Here is a 19,664-nt window from a genome sequence, read left to right as displayed (position 1 = left end):
GCCGCACCGCGAGACCGTCCGGCCGGATGCCCAGCAGTTGGCCGATTGACTATCCTTCGGCGACAACCTGGTTGAGCGCATCCGCGGCTTGGCTCAGCCTCGTCAGGATCCGGCGGGCCGCCTCAGGTGACTGGCCTGCCAGTCCTGTTGAAGGGGTGAGCCGGAGCTGGGGCAGCCTCGACACGGGAAGCCCGAGCTGCCGCCACGGGCGCAGGACGGAATCCACGATGGCGGTAACGCGCGGAGGCTCCTGGACAGGACGGCCGGACTGCACCGCCCCCAGCCAGATGCCCTTGTCCGCTTCGGCCGCTGCTGCCAGCGCCTCCCACTGGCCGGTGGTCAAACCCTCCAGCGGAACGGCGACGCCGTCCATGCCGCCGTCCAGGACCAGATCGAACGGGGCATCCGCCCCGGGCAGCGCCACGACTACTTGCCGTGCTCCGGCAGCGTGCAGCGACTCCACCAGTTCGCGCCACTGCGCACTCACCTCGTGTTCAGGAACGGCCCGGAGGGTGCGGTAGCCGCTGGCCGTCGGAATGGATCCGGCCAGGACCTGCGCAATCTCGGGCTCTTCCACCTGGACGATGATGTCCGCGCCGGGCACCGCCGTGCGGACCCGCTGCAGATGTTCGACGACGCCGGCGGCCAGGGACTCGGCAATGTCGCGGCGCGCACCGCTGTCCAGCAAGGCCCGTTCGCCGTTGTGCAGATACAGATTGGCCGCCATGGAGAGCGGTCCCCGGCACTGCAGCTTCAACTGCGAACCCGGTTGCTCTTCTGCCCCGGCAACGTCTGCCAGAACGTTCACATCGGTGCTCAGCGCAGACGCCGCCCTGCGGTGGTCCAGCCCCGGACGGTCGACCAGCCGCCAGCCGTGGGGCTGGAGATCTACGGCCAGTTCCAGCAGCATGGCTGCGGTACGGCCCACCGGATCGGAGCCAATGCCCCGGTCGGGCAGTTCCACCAGATGCGGCAGGTTCGGCTCCCCCAGCTCGCCGCGGATGGTCCGTGCCGCCTCCGTCGGGTCAGTGCCCGGCCAGCTGCCCAGGCCGGTTGCGCTGACGGACAGTGCGGTTTGCTCCGGCGCCGCCGGAGATGCTTCTCGTGGGCTGGTCATACTCCGGCGGACTCGTCCTGTTCGGCATCGCGGCTGGTACCGCCGTTGTGTTCGTTGGAAATGGCCTGGTGATGCCTGATGACCTCGGAAATGATGAAGTTCAGAAATTTTTCGGCAAAAGCCGGGTCGAGATGTGCTTCCTCTGCCAGGCGCCGCAGCCTGGTGATCTGGGCTGCCTCCCGGTCCGGGTCCGCCGCCGGCAGCTTGTATCGTGCTTTGAGATATCCCACCCGCTGCGTCGCCTTGAACCGCTCTGCCAGGAGATACACGAGCGTCGCATCGATGTTGTCGATACTGCCCCGCACTGACAACAGCTCCGCCATGATCTCAGGGGCAACCTCTCCGGACAAGGAGCTGGCCGACGGATCGAAATCTTCAGCAAAGCGTGGTTCAGTCATGCGTCCAGTCTAGGGTTTCGCCGTCGGGCTTTGCGTCCTCTGGACTCTGTATGAAGCCGCCGGGCGGAACTGGCCGGCAAGCCCCAGGCCAATGATCAGCAGCAGCGGCAGGATCCAGCCGGACCAGCCCAGCACGCCGGCGTGGAAAGTGGAGAATCCGGAGCCGGCCATGACGAAGACGAACATCAGTCCGGCGGACGCGTTGAGAGCGCCGTGGGCCAGCGCGGCCGGCCAGACCGAATCCGAGCGCAGCCGCAGCCAGGCGAAGACGCCGCCGAACACCATGCACATGCCGCACATGGCCAGGACGCCCAGCCAGCCGGGGCCGTCCGGGTAGTTGTAGCCGAGCAGCATCAGCGGGGCATGCCACAACCCCCAGACGACGCCGGAAACCACGATCGCCGCCGGCGCGCCGAGCGGCATCAGTCGCGGCAGCAGCCAGCCCCGCCAGCCGAGCTCTTCGCCAAGCGCCGGCACCGTGTTAATGATGGTCCCGATGAAGATGTTAATGAACTGAGCGGCCACCAGGATGCCGATGGGAATGGCCGGCATCGGCGCGCCGACGGCCTCGGTCTGCTCGCGGAGAGCGGCTTCGAATCCGGAGAAGTTCTCGAAGTCAGCCGGATAAACGCCCAGCCAGGCCCCGACGACCAGTGCCCCCATCACAAGGACAACCGGGACCACCAGCCCCAGGCCCAGGTAGAGCAGGAAGCGTCTCACCGGGCGCACCTGGCCGAGTCCGAGTTCCCGCGGAATCGAGGCCGGCCGGTCCACGAATCGGCTCACGGTCAGCGCGGCAACCGCCGGCGTGAACATCATCAGTACCGCATAAACCCCGAAAAGCGGATCCCGCAGTCCGCCGCCAAGCCACAGCGGCAACGCCGCCAGACACGCGAGCGCGTACGCGAGCACAACGAAGACAATGACGGGACGCCAGTTAACCGCTGCCATAGGGCCAGCGTAATAGCTTAGGAAACCTGCGCCGGGTCCCAGCTGAGCGAACGTGCCGAATCGATGGTGGCCTGTCCCAGCACGCGGGTGCCCTGGTACAGCACCATGGTCTGCCCCGGCGCCACGCCGCGCATCGGCTCCACCAGCGTTACCACCAGTTCCGGCCGGCCGTCGTCGGCGGGCTGAACCTGCGCGTGGGCTGCAACCGGGTCGCCATGGGCGCGTACCTGCACCATGCAGTCGAACTCGGTCTGCGACTCGACCTCGGCGATGGGGACGCCGGCCCAAGAGACCTTGATGCCGCGCATCTGGTCCACGGCCAGCAGCGCTTCGGGGCCAACCACAACCTTGTTTTCCTTGGGTCGGATCTCCAGCACGAAGCGGGGCTTGCCGTCCGCTGCCGGTCGGCCCAGCTTCAGGCCGCGGCGCTGGCCCACGGTAAAGGCGTTGGCGCCGTCGTGCTCCCCGACCACTTCGCCGGTCTGGTCCACGATCTGCCCGGTTTCCATTTCGATCTTCTCGGCCAGCCAGCCGCGCGTATCGCCGTCGGAAATAAAGCAGATGTCGTGGCTGTCCGGCTTGTTGGCCACGGAAAGCCCGCGCCGCTCGGCCTCGGCCCGGACCTCGGCCTTGGACGGGGTCTCGGCCAGCGGGAACATGGAATGCTTGAGCTGCTCGTGGGTGAGCACGCCGAGAACGTAGGACTGGTCCTTGGCCCAGTCGGCGGCCCGGTGCAGTTCCCGGTTGCCGTCCGCATCCTCGATCACCTTGGCGTAGTGGCCTGTGCAGACGGCGTCGAAGCCCAGCGCGAGCGCCTTCTCCAGCAGCGCGGCAAACTTGATCCGCTCGTTGCAGCGCATGCAGGGGTTCGGCGTACGGCCGGCGGCGTACTCGGCGATGAAGTCATCCACCACGTCTTCCTTGAACCGCTCGGAGAAGTCCCAGACGTAGTACGGAATGCCCAGAATGTCGCAGGCCCGCCAGGCGTCGCGGGAGTCCTCGATGGTGCAGCAGCCGCGGCTGCCGGTACGCAGCGTGCCGGGCATGCGGGACAGCGCCAGGTGGACACCGACCACATCGTGGCCGGCTTCCACCGCGCGCGCTGCTGCCACGGCGGAGTCGACTCCGCCGCTCATCGCTGCCAATACCTTCATGAAAAATCCTTATGTGTTGTGTTCAAATCAGTTGCCCCAAGCCCCGGCGGACTCCAAGGCGCTCCGGCGGCATTGCTATTGCCAGCGCTCGGTGCCGGCCGTGACGATGCTGGACATGTGCCCGGCCATGCCGGCTTTTTTGGCCCGTGCGTAGGCGTCCGGCAGCACCTTCAACAATGCATCAACGTCTTCGGCGGTCGATGTATGCCCGAGGCTGAACCGTTGGGCGCCGCGCGCTTCGTCTTCGCCGAGCCCCATGGCCAGCAGCACGTGCGACGGCCGAGGCACGCCGGCGGTGCAGGCGGAGCCGGTCGAGGACTCCACCCCGGCCAGGTCCAGCAGGAACAACAGGGAGTCGCCTTCGCAGCCGGGGAAGGTGAAATGCGCATTGCCCGGCAGCCGCCTGCCCTCCAGCTGCGGATCCGGCGTGCCGCGCAGCACCGCCTCGGGAACCGCACTAACGACGCCGGCAATCAGCTTCTCGCGCAGCCTCGCCAAACGTTCGCTTTCCTCGGCAAGATTCCCGACGGCAGCCTCCGCCGCCGCGGCAAACGCAGCGATAGCGGGGGTATCCAGGGTGCCGGAGCGGATGTCCCGTTCCTGCCCTCCGCCGTGCTGGACCGGCGTCAGCTTGACGCTGCGCCCCACCAGCAGGGCGCCGACGCCCACCGGTCCGCCGATCTTGTGCCCGCTGATGGCCATGGTGTCCAGTCCGGACTCTTTGAAGGAGACCGGCAGGGAGCCGAAGGCCTGGACCGCGTCGGAATGGACGGGGATCCCATGGGCGTGCGCCGCCTCGACAATCCCGGCGATGGGCTGGACCGAGCCCACCTCGTTGTTGGCCCACATGACCGTAACCAGCGCCACGGAGGAGGCATCGGCGTCGAGCTCAGTCTGCAGGGCCGGAAGCGAAACGACTCCGAATTCGTCGACCGGCAGCCACACGATTTCCGCGCCTTCGTGGGCGGCCAGCCATTCAACGGTATCCAGCACCGCGTGGTGCTCAACCGGGGAGCAGATGATCTTCCGGCGGCCGGGGTCCGCGTCGTGCCTGGCCCAGTAGAGGCCCTTGACCGCGAGGTTGTCCGCTTCGGTGCCGCCGGAGGTGAAAATGATCTCGCTCGGATGCGCGCCGGCGGCCGTTGCCAGGGATTCGCGGGCATCTTCGACCGCCCTGCGGGCACGGCGGCCGGAGCCGTGCAGCGAGGAAGGATTGCCGCTGCGGCTGAGTTCAGTGGTGAGTGCGGCCAGGGCCTGCGCCGAAATGGGCGTGGTCGCCGCGTGGTCTAGATACACGGGCACACCAGAATTCTACCGGTCGCACGAAGAGTTCACGAAAATCGGCTCCATTGACTTCCATCAGCACCCTTTCTAAAGTCATAAATACCCGTTTTAGAGCAGAAGCAATCCGGAGCCAGCACCGCACACCACGCAGTCAAGGAGCGCCATCATGGGGACCACATCAATCGTTATTGCGGGTGCGGGCCTGGCCGGCGCCACCGCCGCCGAAACCCTGCGCAGCGAGGGCTTCACCGGCGATATCACGCTGGTTGGCGCCGAGCCCCACGAACCGTACATCCGGCCGCCGCTGTCCAAGGCCTACCTGGCCGGGAGCGAGGACGCTTCCGCCGCCCTGGTCAAGGACCCCGGCTGGTACGCGGAGAACAAGGTTGATCTGCGGCAGCAGACATCAGTGGAGTCCCTCGATCCGGCCGGCCATTCCGTGACTCTGGCCGACGGCACGAAACTCGGCTACGGGCAGTTGCTGCTTGCTACGGGCGCTTCATCCCGCCGGCTGGATATCCCCGGCGCGGATCTGAACGGCATCCATTACTTGCGCTCCCTCGAAGAGAGCAGCGCGCTGCACTCCGCGCTGGCAGGAGGCGGCAAGAAGCTCGTGGTCATCGGACTTGGCTGGATAGGCATGGAGGTCGGTGCCACGGCCCGGCAGCTGGGCAACGACGTAACGCTCGTCGGGCCCGAGGATGTACCGCTGGGCCATGCATTGGGCGCTCTCATCGGCAACCAGTTCGCGGACCGGCACCGGCGGGAAGGCGTCATTATCCGTACCGGCATGACGCCGCTGGAGTTCACCGGCGGGGAGGGCAGAGTCGAGGAAGTAGTCCTTGAGGGCGGCGAGCGCCTGCCCGCGGACCTGGTGCTCGTTGCCATCGGAGCCGTCCCGAACACCGCTCTGGCCAAGGCGGCCGGGCTGGCCGTGACCAGCGGTATCGATACCGACCAGAGCCTGCGCACTTCCGCAGCGGACGTGTTCGCCGCCGGGGATGTCGCCAACGCCTATCATCCGGCGCTCGGCCGCCCGTTGCGCAGCGAACACTGGGCCAACGCGATCGCCCAGGGCAAGACGGCGGCGCGGGTGATGCTGGGCCAGGATGCGGTCAACGATGACATTCCCTACTTCTACACCGACCAGTTCGATATCGGCATGGAGTATTCCGGCTACTTCCCCTGGGCCACGGCCGAACCGGTCATCCGCGGCGACCTGGACGCCATGGAGTTCATTGCGTTCTGGTTGCGGGAAGGGCGCGTGGTCGCTGGTATGAATGTAAATGTCTGGGATGTGCAGGACGACATCCAGGACCTGATCCGCTCCGGCCGCCCCGTTGAAGCGGTGGACCTATCCAACACTGCCAAGGAGCTGAAGAGCCTGTGACGGAAACTGCGCTACCCGGCATTTACCTGCCGACCCTCGACCATCCGGTCCACACCTTCGGCGACAGGAAGATCGATTTCAACAGCCAGGTAGCGCTGATGGCCATCATCAACCGCACGCCCGATTCCTTTTACGACGGCGGCCGGACGTTTGCGCTGGAGACGGCGGTGGACGCATGCCTGCAGGCAGTTAACGACGGCGCCGACTGGGTTGACATCGGCGGCGTTCCGTTTGCGCCGGGGCCGGCTTTGAGCGCAGCCGAAGAGGCCGAGCGGATCGTACCGGTCATTGAGGCCGTCCGTGCGCGCTCCAACGTCATCATTTCGGCCGACACATTCCTGCCCGAAGTAGCAGAGGCCAGCATTAAGGCCGGCGCCAACGTCATCAATGACACCACCGGGCTGCAGAACAAAGACCTCGCCGCCGCCGTAGCCGCTGGCGGCGCCCACCTGGTCATCACGCATTCGCTGGCGGCGCCGCGAACCGTCTATCCGCGTCCCCGATACAATGACGTCGTCGTTGAAATTGCGGACTTCCTGCGTCGCAAGGTGGACCTGGCCGTGGAGTTGGGCATCGCCCCCGAGAAAATCGTTATCGACCCGGGCCATGACCTCAACAAGAACACCCTGCACTCGCTGGAAATCACCCGCCGCTTCCAGGAAATAGCCGCACTCGGTTTCCCCGCGCTGGCCGCCGTGTCGAACAAGGACTTCATCGGCGAGACGCTGGACCAGCCCAAGCAGGACCGCCTGTCCGGATCCATCGCTGCCGCCGTCATGTGCATTATGAGCGGGGCCAGAATCGTCCGGATGCATAACGTCGCCGAAGCCAACGCAGCCGTGCGCTTTACCGAAGCTGCGCTCGGCTGGCGCGAACCGGCATATCTGAAACACAACATGGGCGAGTTCAACGAACCGTCGCAGCCGTGACCGAAGGGAAGAATTTATGACGGACGGCTCAGTGATCCGGACTGCTGCACCGCTTGCCTCCATAAACCGGATCTTTCCGGAGGCAGCCGCGGATGCCACCGACGAGCAGCTGCTGCAGTGGTACGGCGAACTGCCGCACAACGGGCCCTGGGTGCGCTTCAATTTTGTCTCCAGCCTCGACGGTGCCGCCACCCACGAGGGCAGGTCCGGCCCCCTGGGCAATGAGGTGGACCAGCACGTTTTCTCGCTGCTGCGCAGGCTTGCCGACGTCATCCTGATCGGAGCCGGCACCATCCGTGCCGAGGGATACGGCGGAGAACTGCTCTCGGCCGAGAGCCGGCAGTGGCGGATAGAACACGGCATGCCGGCCCGCCCTGCGTTCGCCGTCGTTTCCGGTTCGCTGAACCTGGACCCGGACAGCGAACTGTTTGTCCAGGCACCGGTCCGTCCGCTGCTGCTCACCACGGCCAGGGCTGATGCCGGCCGCTGGCGCGCACTGGAAGACGTTGCGGAGATCGTCGACGCCGGGGACCAGTGGGTGGAACCGGCCAGGATCGTCGAGATCCTGACCTCCAGGGGCCTGACCCAGATACACAGCGAAGGCGGGCCGACCCTCCTTGGCTCCTTCGAAGCCGCCGGGCTGGTCGACGAACTGTGCCTGACCATGAGTCCCATCCTGGCCGGGGGAACCGGCAAACGGGTGGCCGACCATGTGGCCGAACATGCACCGCAGGCCATGAGGCTGGCCCATATCCTCGAGTCGGACTCGATGCTGCTGCTGCGCTACCTCTCCGTGGCTGCCGCTTCCCAGCGTTGAGCCGCTGCCGGAGCAGCAACGCCGGCCGGAACCCGGTCCGCCTCCGGTTCGTTGAAATTCCGACAGAGCGAAGGCCCCGGCGCTAGACTTGCGTTCGGAACAGCGGCGATTTCGGTCGACCACAGGAAAGGCGGCAGGTGACTCCCCCATCCCACTATGAGACCCTGGGGCTGCCTGCCAATGCCACCGCACAGCAGATCAAGGCGGCCTACCGCCGGGCCGCACGTGCCACCCATCCGGACCACGGCGGCGACCCCTCGGCGTTCCGCCAGGTGACCCTCGCCTACGAAGTGCTCAGCAACCCGCAGACCCGGGCCCGGTACGACCGGTCTTATGGGACGGCGTCGGTTCCCAATGCGCCCACGGACAGTGAAGAGGCCTTTGCCGCCGGGTCCAATTTCACCACTGCCCCGCACCGCCGTCCCGGCGAACGGCGCGCGGCCTCCGCAGACCCGGCCGTCTATGTTCCGTCCTATGACTCGGCCGAGGCGTCAAGCCTGGTGCCGCTGTCGCTGGCTGGTCAGCAGATCCACGGGGCACCACGCAAACGCGGCGTCTTCGGCGCGGCATCACGGCTGCAGCGCGAAGCCCGGACGGTCCGGCTGCTGTCCCAGCAGATCCTGCCCGAGATGCCCTCCGCCCGCTTGATCAACGGCCTCCACTCCCCCGCTGACCGCGGTTTCATCGACCATGCCCTGCTGGCCGGCTACCGGCTGGCCCTGATTGATTCCATGCTGCTGCCCAAAGGGATCTTCCGGTGGGATGGCTACACCCTGCGCAAGGACGGCCGCGTTGTCGAACCGCCCCAGCTGGTGCCCGCTGTCCGGCGCATGCAGGACCTCTTTCCGGAGCTGAATGTGCAGGGCTGGACAGTCATCCATTCGCCGGACGGGAACCTGCACGAACCTGTGGTCGACTACGCGCGCGGCTACGATCCCCACTCGCATGCCCCGGTCCATGTGGTGAACGCCGCCCGGCTGATCCGCGAGCTGAAAAAGTTCCTGGGCAGCGGCCCCGCTCCCAATACCGTGCACGTCCCCTCACTGGGACGCCTGCTCTCCGGCATGCACAAATAACCCTTGACGCCGCGGCGTGCATAGGATGGAGAGCGTGTTCCGCATTCTCTTCTATACCCCTGAAATCCCGGGCAACACGGGAAACGCCATCCGCCTGGCCGCGATTACCGGCGCCGAACTGCACCTGGTGGAACCGCTCGGCTTCTCCTTCGACGACGCCAAGCTTCGCCGCGCCGGACTGGATTACCATGACCTGGCGGTGGTCCATGTTCACAAGTCGCTGCAGGCTGCCTGGGACGCGCTGCAGCCCGAACGTGTCTACGCATTCACGTCCGACGGCGAACAGGCCTACACGGAGATCGCCTACGCGCCCGGCGACGTGCTGCTTTTCGGCCCCGAATCGGTGGGGCTGCCCGAGGACGTCAAGCACGATCCTCAAGTCACTGCCCGCCTGCGCCTGCCAATGCGGCCATCGCTGCGCTCGTTAAACCTCGCCAACTCGGCGTCCATCGCCATCTATGAGGCCTGGCGGCAGCATGGTTTCGCCGGCGCACAGCTCTAAGACGTCATCCCCATTCACCCCGCCGCCCTTCTGAAGGACGCGGCACTATGCTAAGGACTTATGGAAACGCCACTGCCCCGAGACGACAAGGCCTCTTCATCTACTCCGGATTACGAGCCTGACTACGAACCCGAGCAGAACGCACCGGATACCGGCGCTTCCGAGGACCCGTCGGTGCTGCACGCAGACCAGCTCACGGCGGAAGACGATATTCCGGCGCGCAGACCGATGCCGGCCGCGACCAAGTGGATCCTCGTAGCTGTCGCCGTCGTTGTTTTGATTATCGGGGCTATCGCCGCCGTGCAGACTTTGGGCCGCTCGGCCGAGCAGGATGTCCTCGATGCGTCGGACGTAGTCACCGCCACCGTGGAAGGCGACGACGGCGCCAGTGCCGACGTCGCAGTGTCCACCGACAGGAATGCCGCCGTCCTGACGTTCCGGAACCTGTCTACCGCCGGCGACGGCCAGATTTACCAGCTTTGGAAAATCCCGGCGAACGGGTCAGCACCGCAGTCAGTGGGGGCGCTCAGCAGCGAAAACGTCTCCGGCGAGGAACCTGTCATCATCGAAAATGTGATCGGTTTCAATGAGGTTGCCTTGACCTTGGAGGCCCGTGGAGGCGCGCAGTCGCCGACGCCGCCGTTCACGCTGTCCGTCCCGCTGGACCAGTAGCTTTCCGAGGGCCCTTCGCCGCGCGTTGCTTGGCAAGGGCCCCGGAGCGCTAGAAACCGGCGATCGTGGCCGGGGTATTGATACCGACTACATGGAACGCCTCTGCACTGCGGCCTTCCTCCAGACCGCCACGGCGCGCGTTGGTCCGCAGCATCGAGCGGACCCTGGCATCCATCCGCTCCACGTCCGGGTGCTGGCTCGCGTGGATCCGGATAGCTTGCACCTTGGTGTCGACAAACTCGGTGATATCGACAAAATGGTTCTCCCGCTCGGCGGGCCCGCCGAAGAACCAGAGATACGGCACTTTGTAGGCGGGCAGGCCTGCTTCGGCAAGTTCCGGATAGGCAAACGGATTCTCCACCGCGGGATAGACCGCACGGGTAACCGCCTCACCGCACGCCAAGTGGTCCGGATGGCTCTTCTGGATCCGGTCCCAGGCACGTTCCGGGTGCATGGCGAGCACAATATCCGGACGGATTTTCCGCATCAATTCCACCACCATGCCGACGACCTCGTAGCTCGGCTCCAGAAAACCGTCGCGCTGGTGGAGGAAATGCAGGTCCGACACGCCGCAGATCCGTGCAGCCTCGGCCTGTTCGGCCGCGCGCATCGCCACGATTTCCGGCCGATGCGCCTCGTCGAATCCCCCAGCATCGCCGTCGGTCATGATGCAGTAGCTCACCTGCGTGCCGGCGGCGGTCCAGCGTGCAATGGTTCCGGCGGCGCCGAAATCCAGGTCGTCCGGATGGGCTGCGAAGACCAGGACCCGCTCAGGTGCGGTGACTGGCCCCTCGGCTTCCATGGGCAAAGCTGGCATGTGTTTCCTCAACCCTTCCGCTGCGGATTTCCGCGGCTGCCTGCGGTCGCGCAGTGCTCAGCCGGTGCAGCTTAGCTAACCATACCGGCGGCGTCCCCTGACTGGCGCCCTGGACCGTACCGGCTCGGAAATGACGTAAAAAAGTACCGGCTGCGGACCCCTATGGAGGTTCCGCAGCCGGTCTGGTTCTTTTCTACAGGCCGATTCAGCTTTCCGGGTTCTCCCCCACTGTTACATCGATGCTCTGCTCTTCGCCCCCGCGCAGCACTTTCAGCGTTACGGTGTCACCCACGGGCTGCTCACGGATGGCTGCCGTCAGTGAGAGGCTGTCCTCGATGACACGTTCCCCGACCCCCGTAATGACATCTCCTTCGCGCAGTCCGGCCTTGTCGGCAGGAGACCCCCCGCTGACGCCGGCGACCTCGGCCCCGACGGAGAACTGTGTGCCCCCGCGCGAAGCCTCCGCAGCTTTGGCCGTGACCGTGACCCCTAGATAGCCGTGCGTTGCTTTGCCGTCGGCAATCAGGTCTTGGGCGATCCGCTCGGCATAGCTGCTCGGGATGGCGAAACCAACACCGATGCTCCCGCTGTCCTGGCTGGCGGATGCGATCGCAACATTTACGCCGATGACTTCCCCGTTGGTATTCACAAGGGCGCCGCCCGAATTGCCATGGTTGATGGCGGCGTCTGTCTGGATGACATTGAGGTAGATACTGCCCTGTCCGGAGGACTGGTTGCCGGAATCCTCGGGGAACTGGAAGTTCCACTGGTCGCCGGGATTGGGGGCCGCCTCTTCCTCGGGTGCCTCGGGCACTTCCGAGGAAGACACACTGATGGTCCGGCTCAGCGTCGAGATGATGCCGTCCGTCACCGTACCGCTCAGGCCGAGGGGCGCCCCGATGGCGATGGCGGTGTCCCCGACATTGAGCTCGCTCGAGTCGGCGAAGGAAGCAGGCGTCAGACCTTGCGCTTCGATCTTGATCACGGCCAGATCCGACAGCGGGTCCGTTCCCACGATGCTGGCCCGGTGGACCTTGCCGTCGCTGGTGCGGACCTCGACGTTCGGGTCCGCAGCCTGCCCACCCAAAGTAACTACGTGCGTGTTGGTGAGAATGTGGCCTTCCTTATCGAGGATGATGCCCGAACCGGAGCCGCCCGAATTACCCGAGGCGACGGAAATCGTCACGACGCTCGGGGATGCCTTGGCCGCGGCAGCAGTGATTTCGTTGACCGAGTCGGTGTTGTTAACAATCAGCTGCTCCGCTGAACCGGAGGCAACCGACGACGGCGGGACGTCACCCGCCAGCGACTGCGCGCCCACTGCGACTCCGCCGCCTGCGAGCCCGGCGAGGAGCATACCGGCTACCAGCGTGCCGCTTCCGAAACGCTTCCTGGCTGCTTGCTTGGGCGTCTGGGTGCCCGTAGATGCAGCCGACGCGTAGTAAGGTGCGGAGCCATGCTGCCCGTAGCCGGCCTCCGATGATGCGTCGGACTGGCCGTAGCTGCCGGAATGACCGTACGCGCTTTGCTGGCCGTAGGGATTGTGCCCGCCGTACTGATGCTGCTGCCCGTAAGAGCTCTGCTGTCCATAGGGGTTCTGCTGGCCGTAGGGGCTGGCCTCGCTGTATCCGGTTTGCTGTGAAGCTGCGCCGGGCCGCGTCTGGCTGCCGGAGTCCTCGTTGTTCGTTTCGCCGAATGTCCCGGATTGGGCATGGTCCGAACCATCCGGCCGGTGCCAGCCCGTAAGCGGCTCGGTCGGCTGCGATGACTGAGGAAGCGACTGAGTACGCGGATTCTGCTCAGAACCGGCTGGCTCTCCCCTATCCGGTTCGCCGGCTGGGGTGCGGTAATCAGCGTTGACGTCCGCTGCAGCCGGTGGCTTCGCCGGCGGCGGCGGGACCTGGCGCCGGAAGGTGGCTTCCGGATCCTGGTTGTGCTCAGTCATAGTTTCCCTTTCCTTGGACTGTTACCACTATGCCTGCTCAATCTGAAACCCGGGCCGATATTCGCTGGAAGAAAACTGGGAATACGCCGAATGCCCGGTGAAGCATGAGTTCAGCTCCGGCTGGCACCACGGAATCAGTCCGGACGGGACATTGCGCTTCCGGCGTACCCGCTCCCGGGACGGTAGATTCGGGTGGACGCTCCCACTACCGCCCCATAGAATCAAAAACGGGGCGGATCAACGGTGCGCTCCGGTATCCGCCACGATATCAACCGGGCTTCCGGACGATACTGAAGGGTTCTACATGCGATCACTGCTCACTCGCTTGGGGGCCGCTGTTGGGCTCTCGGCGGTCTTCATGGCTCCGGCCGCGGCCAATGCCGAACCACCGGTGGAGATTCCGCCCGGCGAGTTTGTGATTGATAAGGCAGGCGTCCTTGGTGCTGAACAGGCCGACGTGGAGGAAGCCGTTAGCAACCTGCGCCAGGAAGAAGGCCTGGGCTTGTACGTCATCTACGTGGACGAATTCGAGAACCCTTCCGATGCGAGCGAGTGGCTAGTGGAGACAGCACAGCAAAAGGAGCTGGGGAGCTCAGACAGCATGCTCGTTGTCGCAGTCGAATCACGCGAGGCCCACTTCCAGTCTGCGGAAGGAAGTCCTGTCGCAGCCAGCGACCAGCAGATCTTCCAGTCGCTCAGCCCGGCACTTGCCCAGGACGAGTGGGCGGACGCAGGCGTGTTGGCGGCAGAGGCCATCGCTGATGTCGCCTCCGGCGGCAGCGGCGACGTCGGTTCTTCCTCCGGCGGCGGTTCGCTGGCGCCCGTGCTCTTGATGGGCGGCGTCGTCGCAGCGGGCGGAGTCGGCACCTATTTGTATGTGAAATCCAAGCGGCGCAAGAGTTCCGGCCGCGGAGAACCACAGATCCAGCGTGGACCGGATGGCAAACCGATTGATCCGCATGACGCGATGAGCGTCGAGGATCTGCGCAAGAAGGCCGGCAGCCTGCTGATTGCCGCCGATGACGCCATCAGGTCCAGCGAGCAGGAAGTCGGCTTTGCCATGGCCCAGTACGGCGAGGCAGCCGTCAAGCCGTTCCACGAGGACATCACCGCGGCCAAAGCGCACATGATGGAGTCCTTCAAGCTCCAGCAGCAGCTCGATGACCACATTCCGGATACCGAGGAACAGCAGCGGGCGTGGCTTGGCGACATCATCCGTCGCTGCGAAGCGGTCAGCGCATCGCTCCAGGAACACAAGGAAGATTTCGACGCGCTGCGTGAACTGGAAAAGAACGCCCCCGGAGCCTTGGCCAGCGCCCGTGAAGCTGCCGAGGCAGCGCGTACGAGGTTGGATGCCGGCCGCGCCGACCTTGACCGGCTCCGTGAACGGTACGCGGACTCCGCGCTTGAGCAGGTCCGCGACAACATCGATCAGGCGCAGGAACGGCTTGATTTTGTGGACAATGCTGCAACCACCGCGCAGGAGAAGCTCGACGCCGGAGACCGCAGCGCCGCGGTTGTCGCCGTCCGGGCGGCCGAAGAAAGCGTCTACCAAGCCAATGTCCTTCTCGATGCCATCGGCAAAACCTCCAAGGACCTGGACGCCGCGAGGTCGGCCATGGAAAGCGCAATTTCGGACACCGCCCAGGATCTTGCCCATGCGCGTGCCCTCATCGCCAACGGGCAACATCCGGAACTCGCAGGGCCCGTCGCCGAAGTCGAAACGGCGTTGGAAGGCATCCAAGGTGAAATCGCCGGCGGCCGGATCGATCCGATCAGCATTGTCCAGCGCCTTGACGCGGCGAATTCACTGGACCGTTCACTGACCGGCATCCGCGATGCCCAGGAACGCGCCCGCAGGGCACGCGAGTCGCTCCAGCACACCATTATGTCCGCCCAGGCGCAGATCTCCGGAACCTCGGACTACATCCAGGCCCGCCGCGGCGGCGTGGGCAGTGAAGCCCGGACGCGGCTGGCCGAAGCCGAACGCAACCTTGCCTACGCTCTGGAGATCGCCGATTCTGATCCCGAGCAAGCCCTCAACTATGCCCAGCAGGCCAATGCTCTAGCGCAGCAGGCCAGCCAGATGGCACAACAGGATGTAGATGGTTTCGGCGGCATGGGTGGTATGGGAGGCTTCGGCGGCGGCGGAATGTTTGGTGGCCGCGGCGGCGGCCTCGGCGGTGCCATCCTTGGCGGAATCCTGATCGACTCCATTCTGCATGGCGGCCATGGCGGCCACGGCGGCTTCGGCGGCGGCGGCGGTGGTGGTGACGTCTTCGGCGGCGGCGGCTTCGGCGGTTTCGGCGGCGGCGGTTTTGGCGACGGCGGAGGTGCCGGCGGCAACTTCTAACTGGATAAGAAACCGGGCAGCCCGAGGGGCTGTAGTCAAGAATCAGATAGCAGGACGAAAGGTATCACAGTGGTTAAGCAGTCAATCTTTGGCCGTATCGCACAGCTGGCAAAGGCGAACATCAACGCAGTTCTGGACCAGGCCGAAGACCCCCAGAAGATGCTGGACCAGATGGTCCGCGACTACTCGAACAACATTGCCGAGGCCGAGAGCGCCGTCGCCCAGACAATCGGGAACCTGCGCATGCTTCAGGACGATCACAACGAAGACATGGAAAACGCGCGCAGCTGGGGCAACAAGGCCTTGGCTGCCAGCCGAAAGGCCGACGAGTACCGCGCCGCGGGCAATTCCGCCGATGCGGAAAAGTTCGACAATCTCGCCAAGGTCGCCATACAGCGCCAGATCAGTGCCGAGAACGAGGCCAAGGGTGTCGAGCCCACCATCGCCTCCCAGAACGAGGTTGTCGAAAAGCTCAAGACCGGACTTAACCAGATGAAGGGCAAGCTGACCGAGCTGCAAAACAAGCGCAACGAGCTCGTCGCGCGCGCCCGTACGGCCGAGGCCCAGACCCAGGTGCACGACGCACTCAAGAGCATCGACATCATGGATCCGACCAGCGAAGTAGGACGGTTCGAGGAAAAGGTCCGGCGGGAAGAGGCACGCGTCCGCGGCGCTCAGGAACTGGCTTCGTCGAGTCTGGATGCACAGTTTGAGAGCCTCGAGGACCTCGGAGAGCAAACCGAGATCGAAGCACGCTTGGCTGCCCTGAAGTCCGGCTCCAGCTCTGCCTCCATCGAGTCCGGCCAGTAACCAGCTAGCGGCGGCCTCACAGCGGCCGTTCCTGCACGTGGCTGTGGTGTGAAAGATGCGCCGCGGCCACGTATGGGCGGCATCCCGCTAGCGTGGAAAACCAGACTTAGATCTTAATCCAAGAGGTCCCGACCGGATGTTTCCGGTCGGGACCTCTTCTTGGTTGCGGGGAGAGGATTTGAACCTCTGACCTCTGGGTTATGAGCCCAGCGAGCTACCGAACTGCTCCACCCCGCGGCGCGGTCTTTACTCTACCGGCCGCGGGGTTGCTACGCAAATCGGCGGGGTCAGCCTAGGGCGCAGGGGCCGGCGTTTCCGCCGGGGCCTCTTCGCCGCCCTCGGCTGGAGCCTCACCCGATACAATGCCTTCAGCTTCGAGTGCATCCTGCAGTGCCCGGTTCAGCTTCTCCTGTGCTGCACCGTAAGCCGCGAAGTCGCCTTCTGCCAGAGCCGCCTCGCCCTCACGGATCGCGGCATTCGCCGCTTCGAGTGCCGCCCGCAGATTGGCCTCCGCGTTACCGCCGCCGCCTTCCGCAGGCGGGGCAGCCGGATCGTCCGGTGTCTCGCCTACGTTCCCGGCGTCGCCGGTCGTCGCACCGGAGTCACCGCCGAAGACCTGGTCAAGGGCTTCGTCCAACGTGGGAGCGAAGCCGACAACTTCGCCGAAGCTGACGAGTACGCGGCGGAGCGTCGGGTAAGCAGAGCTGCCCGAGGACTGGACATATACCGGCTGGACGTACAGCATGCCGCCACCGACAGGCAGGCTGAGCAGGTTGCCCTTGAGCACTTCGGTAGCGCCCTGCTGCAACAGGTTCAGCTCAGTCGATACCGCTGTGTCCGAGTTGAACAGGTTCTGTGCCTGGCCCGGTGCGGGAACCGACAATGATCGTGGAATATCAAGCAGCCTCAGCGTGCCGTATTCCTCGCTCTTAACACCGTCCTCGCCGGTTCCGGCATCACCCTCGGCAGCGAGGAAGCCGTAGAGCACGTTTCGCGCTTCCTCACCGGCAGGAACGAACGGGATGAACGGCGTCGTCAATGAGAAAGCAGCGTTTTCCTGCTCGGGCATCTTCAGGGATAGGTAGAAGGGAGGCTGCTTGACGTCGGAATTTGCGCCCAGCGTCGGATCTGTCGGCACTGCCCAGGCGTCGCTATTGGTGTAGAACTTATCGACATCCGTCACGTGGTAACGGGCCAGGAGTTCACGCTGGACCTTGAAAAGGTCTTCAGGGTAGCGTACGTGGTCCATCAGGCTGGCTGACATTTCGCTGAACGGCTTGAGCGTCGTCGGGAATACCTTCTGCCAGGCCTTGAGGATCGGATCCTGATCATCCCATGCATACAGGTCCACCGAACCGTCATAGGCGTCGACGGTGGCCTTGACCGCGTTGCGGATGTAGTTGACCTCTTCGGGCGGCAGGGCGACGCTTTGGCCGCCCGCGGTCGAAGAATCAGCAGTCGCGGACTGGAGCTGTTGCGGGGTCGAGTACGGGAAGTGCTTGCTGGTGGTGTAGCCGTCGACGATCCATTTGACCCGGCCGTCAATAACGGCCGGGTAAACGTTTCCATCCACCGTCAGATACGGTGCGACCTTCTCCACCCGTTCCCGCGGATCCCGGTCGTAAAGGATCTGGGATTCGGGATTCACCTGGTCGGAAAGCATCAGGTCTGTGGACTGGAATTTCAGCGCATAGACAAGGCGGTTGAAGGCATTGCCCACGCTGGGGCCGCCATTGCCTTCGAAGGTGTTCCGGGACTCTGTCTCGGACTCCTCGCTTTGCGGACGGTCGATCTCAGTAGGACTGGCGCCTTCGGGTGCGCCAACGATGGAGTATTCGGGGGACTGCTCGCCGAAGTAGATCCTAGGTTCGTAGGACTCTTCATCCCCCAGCATTCCAGTGGTCGGGATGCCGGACTGAATAAAGGTGGGCTTGCCATCGGGCTCAACGCTGGAACCGGCGGCGGCGACCACGCCGTAACCGTGGGTGTAGAGGACATGCTCGTTGACCCAGCCTGCAGGCACGCCAGCTGTATTGAGCTCACGCACAGCGATAACGGTGTCCTGGATCTCGCCGTCGATCTCGTAGCGGTCGACGTTCAGGATTTCCGGGAACTGGTAGTACTGCCGGAACTGCTGCAGCTGGCTGAAGGCATCCGAAACCAAGTTGGGATCGAGCAAGCGGATGTTCGCCGTTGTTTCGGCGTCCTGCCGCAGCGCGCCGGCCTCGGCCTCAACGGTCGCGTTGTAGGTTGATGTCTGAACCTCGTCGAGCCCGTAAGCCTGACGCGTCAGGGCAATGTTGTGCTCGATGTATTCCGCTTCGCGACTCAATTCGGACGGCTCGACTTGGAAGCGCTGAATAACCCAGGGGTACACGCCGCCGGCCAGAATCGCCGTAATGATCAGCATGGCCGTACCGATGATCGGCAGGCGCCAGCGACCCGAGACGACGGCAACGATGAACAGGATGGCCACAATGATGGCAGCCACTGCCAGAATCGCCTTGGTCGGGATGACGGCATTAACATCCGTGTAGAGCGCGCCGGTCCACTTGCCCGAATCCGACTGCAGGGTGCTGTAGCGGTCCAGCCAGTAATTCACACCTTGCAGGAGCAGGAACAGGCCGGCGAACACGGCTACGTGGATACGGGCAGCGTTGGAAGCGAAAAAGCCCTTCTCCTCCAGCCGGATCCCGCCGTAGAGGTAATGGGTCAGAAGACCGGCGATACCTGCGATTAGTACCACGCTGACCAGGAACCCGGTCAGGAACCCCAGGAAGGGCAGCGTGTTGGTGTAGAAGCTGTAGTCCAGGTTGAACTGGGGATCTGTCTGCCCAAAGGAAACCTGGTTGAAGAACAGCAGCACGGTCTGCCACGCGGATGCCGCCGCGGTACCGGCGAAGCCACCGAGCACAATCGGAATACCGATCATCAGCAGCTTGCGTACGGGCTCAAGCTGTTCCTGGTAGCGGTTGAGATTATCCTGCAGGGCGCTGTCCGGCGCATAGACCGGACGCGAACGGTAGGCGAGGCGCAGGCTCAGGTATACCGCGGCAGCCATAATCAGGAAGGCAATCAGGAAGATAGCGATTTTCGTGCCGTTTTCCTTCAGGAATACTTCCAGATAGCCAAGCTGGTTGTACCAAAGGATGTCCGCATAAATCTGCGAGAAGAACACGAACCCGACCACCAGCACGGCCACCACAATGAGGGTGGGTATCAGCGGGGAGCGTTTCCGTGTTAACTGGGTGGGCGCGGTTGGCCGGTCATCACGGGGCCGGTCTTGTCCGAATGTCACTCTTTACCTCATTGTCAGCGTGCGTTGTGCTTGACGGCGGATCCATGCCTATGCATGAGGCCCCTCCGTCTAAACCACGAATGAGCAGTCCGGGAGGTTCCGCTTTCCTTCCATTCTGCCTTGTGGGAACGCCACAACGAAGTCGGGAGCG

The 19,664-nt window shown here is 64.6% G+C and carries 16 protein-coding genes and 1 tRNA gene; 8 read left to right on the top strand and 9 right to left on the bottom strand.

All coding sequences use genetic code 11. The features are described 5' to 3' along the window. Positions 1-49 precede the first annotated feature (49 nt). The 5 genes from AC5RWO_RS10440 to AC5RWO_RS10420 all read right to left on the bottom strand — a co-directional run bounded on the left by AC5RWO_RS10440 (position 50) and on the right by AC5RWO_RS10420 (position 4,922). Complete coding sequence (locus AC5RWO_RS10440; protein WP_498731304.1) at positions 50-1,117, bottom strand: uroporphyrinogen decarboxylase/cobalamine-independent methonine synthase family protein; 1,068 nt, start codon at positions 1,115-1,117, stop codon at positions 50-52. Continuing rightward, the gene (locus tag AC5RWO_RS10435; RefSeq protein WP_498731303.1) at positions 1,114-1,515 is read right to left on the bottom strand and encodes a chorismate mutase; all 402 of its coding nucleotides are present in this window, start codon (positions 1,513-1,515) and stop codon (positions 1,114-1,116) included. The genes AC5RWO_RS10440 and AC5RWO_RS10435 overlap by 4 nt, the downstream gene beginning before the upstream one ends. Positions 1,516-1,524: 9 nt before the next feature. Beyond that, a complete protein-coding gene (locus tag AC5RWO_RS10430; protein ID WP_498731302.1) occupies positions 1,525-2,466 on the bottom strand; it encodes a CPBP family intramembrane glutamic endopeptidase in 942 nt (313 codons plus the stop codon). 17 nt (positions 2,467-2,483) lie between these two features. Beyond that, the gene (gene mnmA / locus AC5RWO_RS10425) at positions 2,484-3,620 is read right to left on the bottom strand and encodes a tRNA 2-thiouridine(34) synthase MnmA (RefSeq protein WP_498731301.1); all 1,137 of its coding nucleotides are present in this window, start codon (positions 3,618-3,620) and stop codon (positions 2,484-2,486) included. 75 nt (positions 3,621-3,695) lie between these two features. Then, positions 3,696-4,922 carry a cysteine desulfurase family protein gene (locus AC5RWO_RS10420; RefSeq protein ID WP_498731300.1) on the bottom strand — a complete coding sequence of 409 codons (1,227 nt, stop codon included), beginning with the start codon at positions 4,920-4,922 and terminating at the stop codon, positions 3,696-3,698. A gap of 148 nt (positions 4,923-5,070) precedes the next feature. On the opposite strand from AC5RWO_RS10420, the gene AC5RWO_RS10415 reads away from it, so the two are divergent. The 6 genes from AC5RWO_RS10415 to AC5RWO_RS10390 all read left to right on the top strand — a co-directional run bounded on the left by AC5RWO_RS10415 (position 5,071) and on the right by AC5RWO_RS10390 (position 10,290). Further along, positions 5,071-6,294: an NAD(P)/FAD-dependent oxidoreductase gene (locus tag AC5RWO_RS10415; RefSeq protein ID WP_498731299.1), complete on the top strand. Its 1,224-nt coding sequence runs from the start codon at positions 5,071-5,073 to the stop codon at positions 6,292-6,294. Further along, a complete protein-coding gene (folP, locus tag AC5RWO_RS10410) occupies positions 6,291-7,223 on the top strand; it encodes a dihydropteroate synthase (protein WP_498731298.1) in 933 nt (310 codons plus the stop codon). Before AC5RWO_RS10415 ends, folP begins: the two co-directional genes overlap by 4 nt. 16 nt (positions 7,224-7,239) lie before the next feature. Next, entirely contained in the window at positions 7,240-8,040 is an 801-nt protein-coding gene (locus AC5RWO_RS10405) for a pyrimidine reductase family protein (protein WP_498731297.1), read from the top strand. Between the two features lie 137 nt (positions 8,041-8,177). Further along, the gene (locus tag AC5RWO_RS10400; RefSeq protein WP_498731296.1) at positions 8,178-9,116 is read left to right on the top strand and encodes a J domain-containing protein; all 939 of its coding nucleotides are present in this window, start codon (positions 8,178-8,180) and stop codon (positions 9,114-9,116) included. Between the two features lie 34 nt (positions 9,117-9,150). Further along, positions 9,151-9,618, top strand: a complete 468-nt coding sequence (locus tag AC5RWO_RS10395; protein WP_498731295.1) for a tRNA (cytidine(34)-2'-O)-methyltransferase — start codon at positions 9,151-9,153, stop codon at positions 9,616-9,618. Between the two features lie 60 nt (positions 9,619-9,678). After that, on the top strand, positions 9,679-10,290 hold the full coding sequence (locus AC5RWO_RS10390; RefSeq protein ID WP_498731294.1) for an anti-sigma factor: 612 nt from the start codon (positions 9,679-9,681) through the stop codon (positions 10,288-10,290). A gap of 49 nt (positions 10,291-10,339) precedes the next feature. Here the strand turns inward: AC5RWO_RS10390 and AC5RWO_RS10385 are convergent, their stop codons facing one another. Both AC5RWO_RS10385 and AC5RWO_RS10380 read right to left on the bottom strand, forming a co-directional pair. Then, a complete protein-coding gene (locus tag AC5RWO_RS10385; RefSeq protein ID WP_498731293.1) occupies positions 10,340-11,107 on the bottom strand; it encodes a PIG-L deacetylase family protein in 768 nt (255 codons plus the stop codon). Between the two features lie 205 nt (positions 11,108-11,312). Then, on the bottom strand, positions 11,313-13,052 hold the full coding sequence (locus AC5RWO_RS10380) for a S1C family serine protease (RefSeq protein ID WP_498731292.1): 1,740 nt from the start codon (positions 13,050-13,052) through the stop codon (positions 11,313-11,315). Positions 13,053-13,356: 304 nt separating this feature from the next. Between AC5RWO_RS10380 and AC5RWO_RS10375 the strand changes: the two genes are divergently transcribed. Together AC5RWO_RS10375 and AC5RWO_RS10370 are read left to right on the top strand one after the other, a co-directional pair. Continuing rightward, positions 13,357-15,405 carry a TPM domain-containing protein gene (locus tag AC5RWO_RS10375; RefSeq protein ID WP_498731291.1) on the top strand — a complete coding sequence of 683 codons (2,049 nt, stop codon included), beginning with the start codon at positions 13,357-13,359 and terminating at the stop codon, positions 15,403-15,405. Between the two features lie 69 nt (positions 15,406-15,474). Then, positions 15,475-16,215, top strand: a complete 741-nt coding sequence (locus tag AC5RWO_RS10370; protein WP_498731290.1) for a PspA/IM30 family protein — start codon at positions 15,475-15,477, stop codon at positions 16,213-16,215. 160 nt (positions 16,216-16,375) lie between these two features. On the opposite strand, the gene AC5RWO_RS10365 is transcribed toward AC5RWO_RS10370, so the two are convergent. Together AC5RWO_RS10365 and AC5RWO_RS10360 are read right to left on the bottom strand one after the other, a co-directional pair. Next, positions 16,376-16,452, bottom strand: a tRNA-Met gene (locus AC5RWO_RS10365). 55 nt (positions 16,453-16,507) lie between these two features. Continuing rightward, positions 16,508-19,513, bottom strand: coding sequence for a UPF0182 family membrane protein (locus AC5RWO_RS10360; protein ID WP_498731289.1), 3,006 nt, complete (start codon positions 19,511-19,513; stop codon positions 16,508-16,510). Positions 19,514-19,664: the final 151 nt, after the last annotated feature.

The sequence above is a fragment of the Arthrobacter sp. B055-34 genome, from assembly GCF_059090425.1.
The sequence above is the reverse complement of the archived record's forward strand: the minus strand, read 5'-3'. Positions and strand labels throughout refer to the sequence as shown.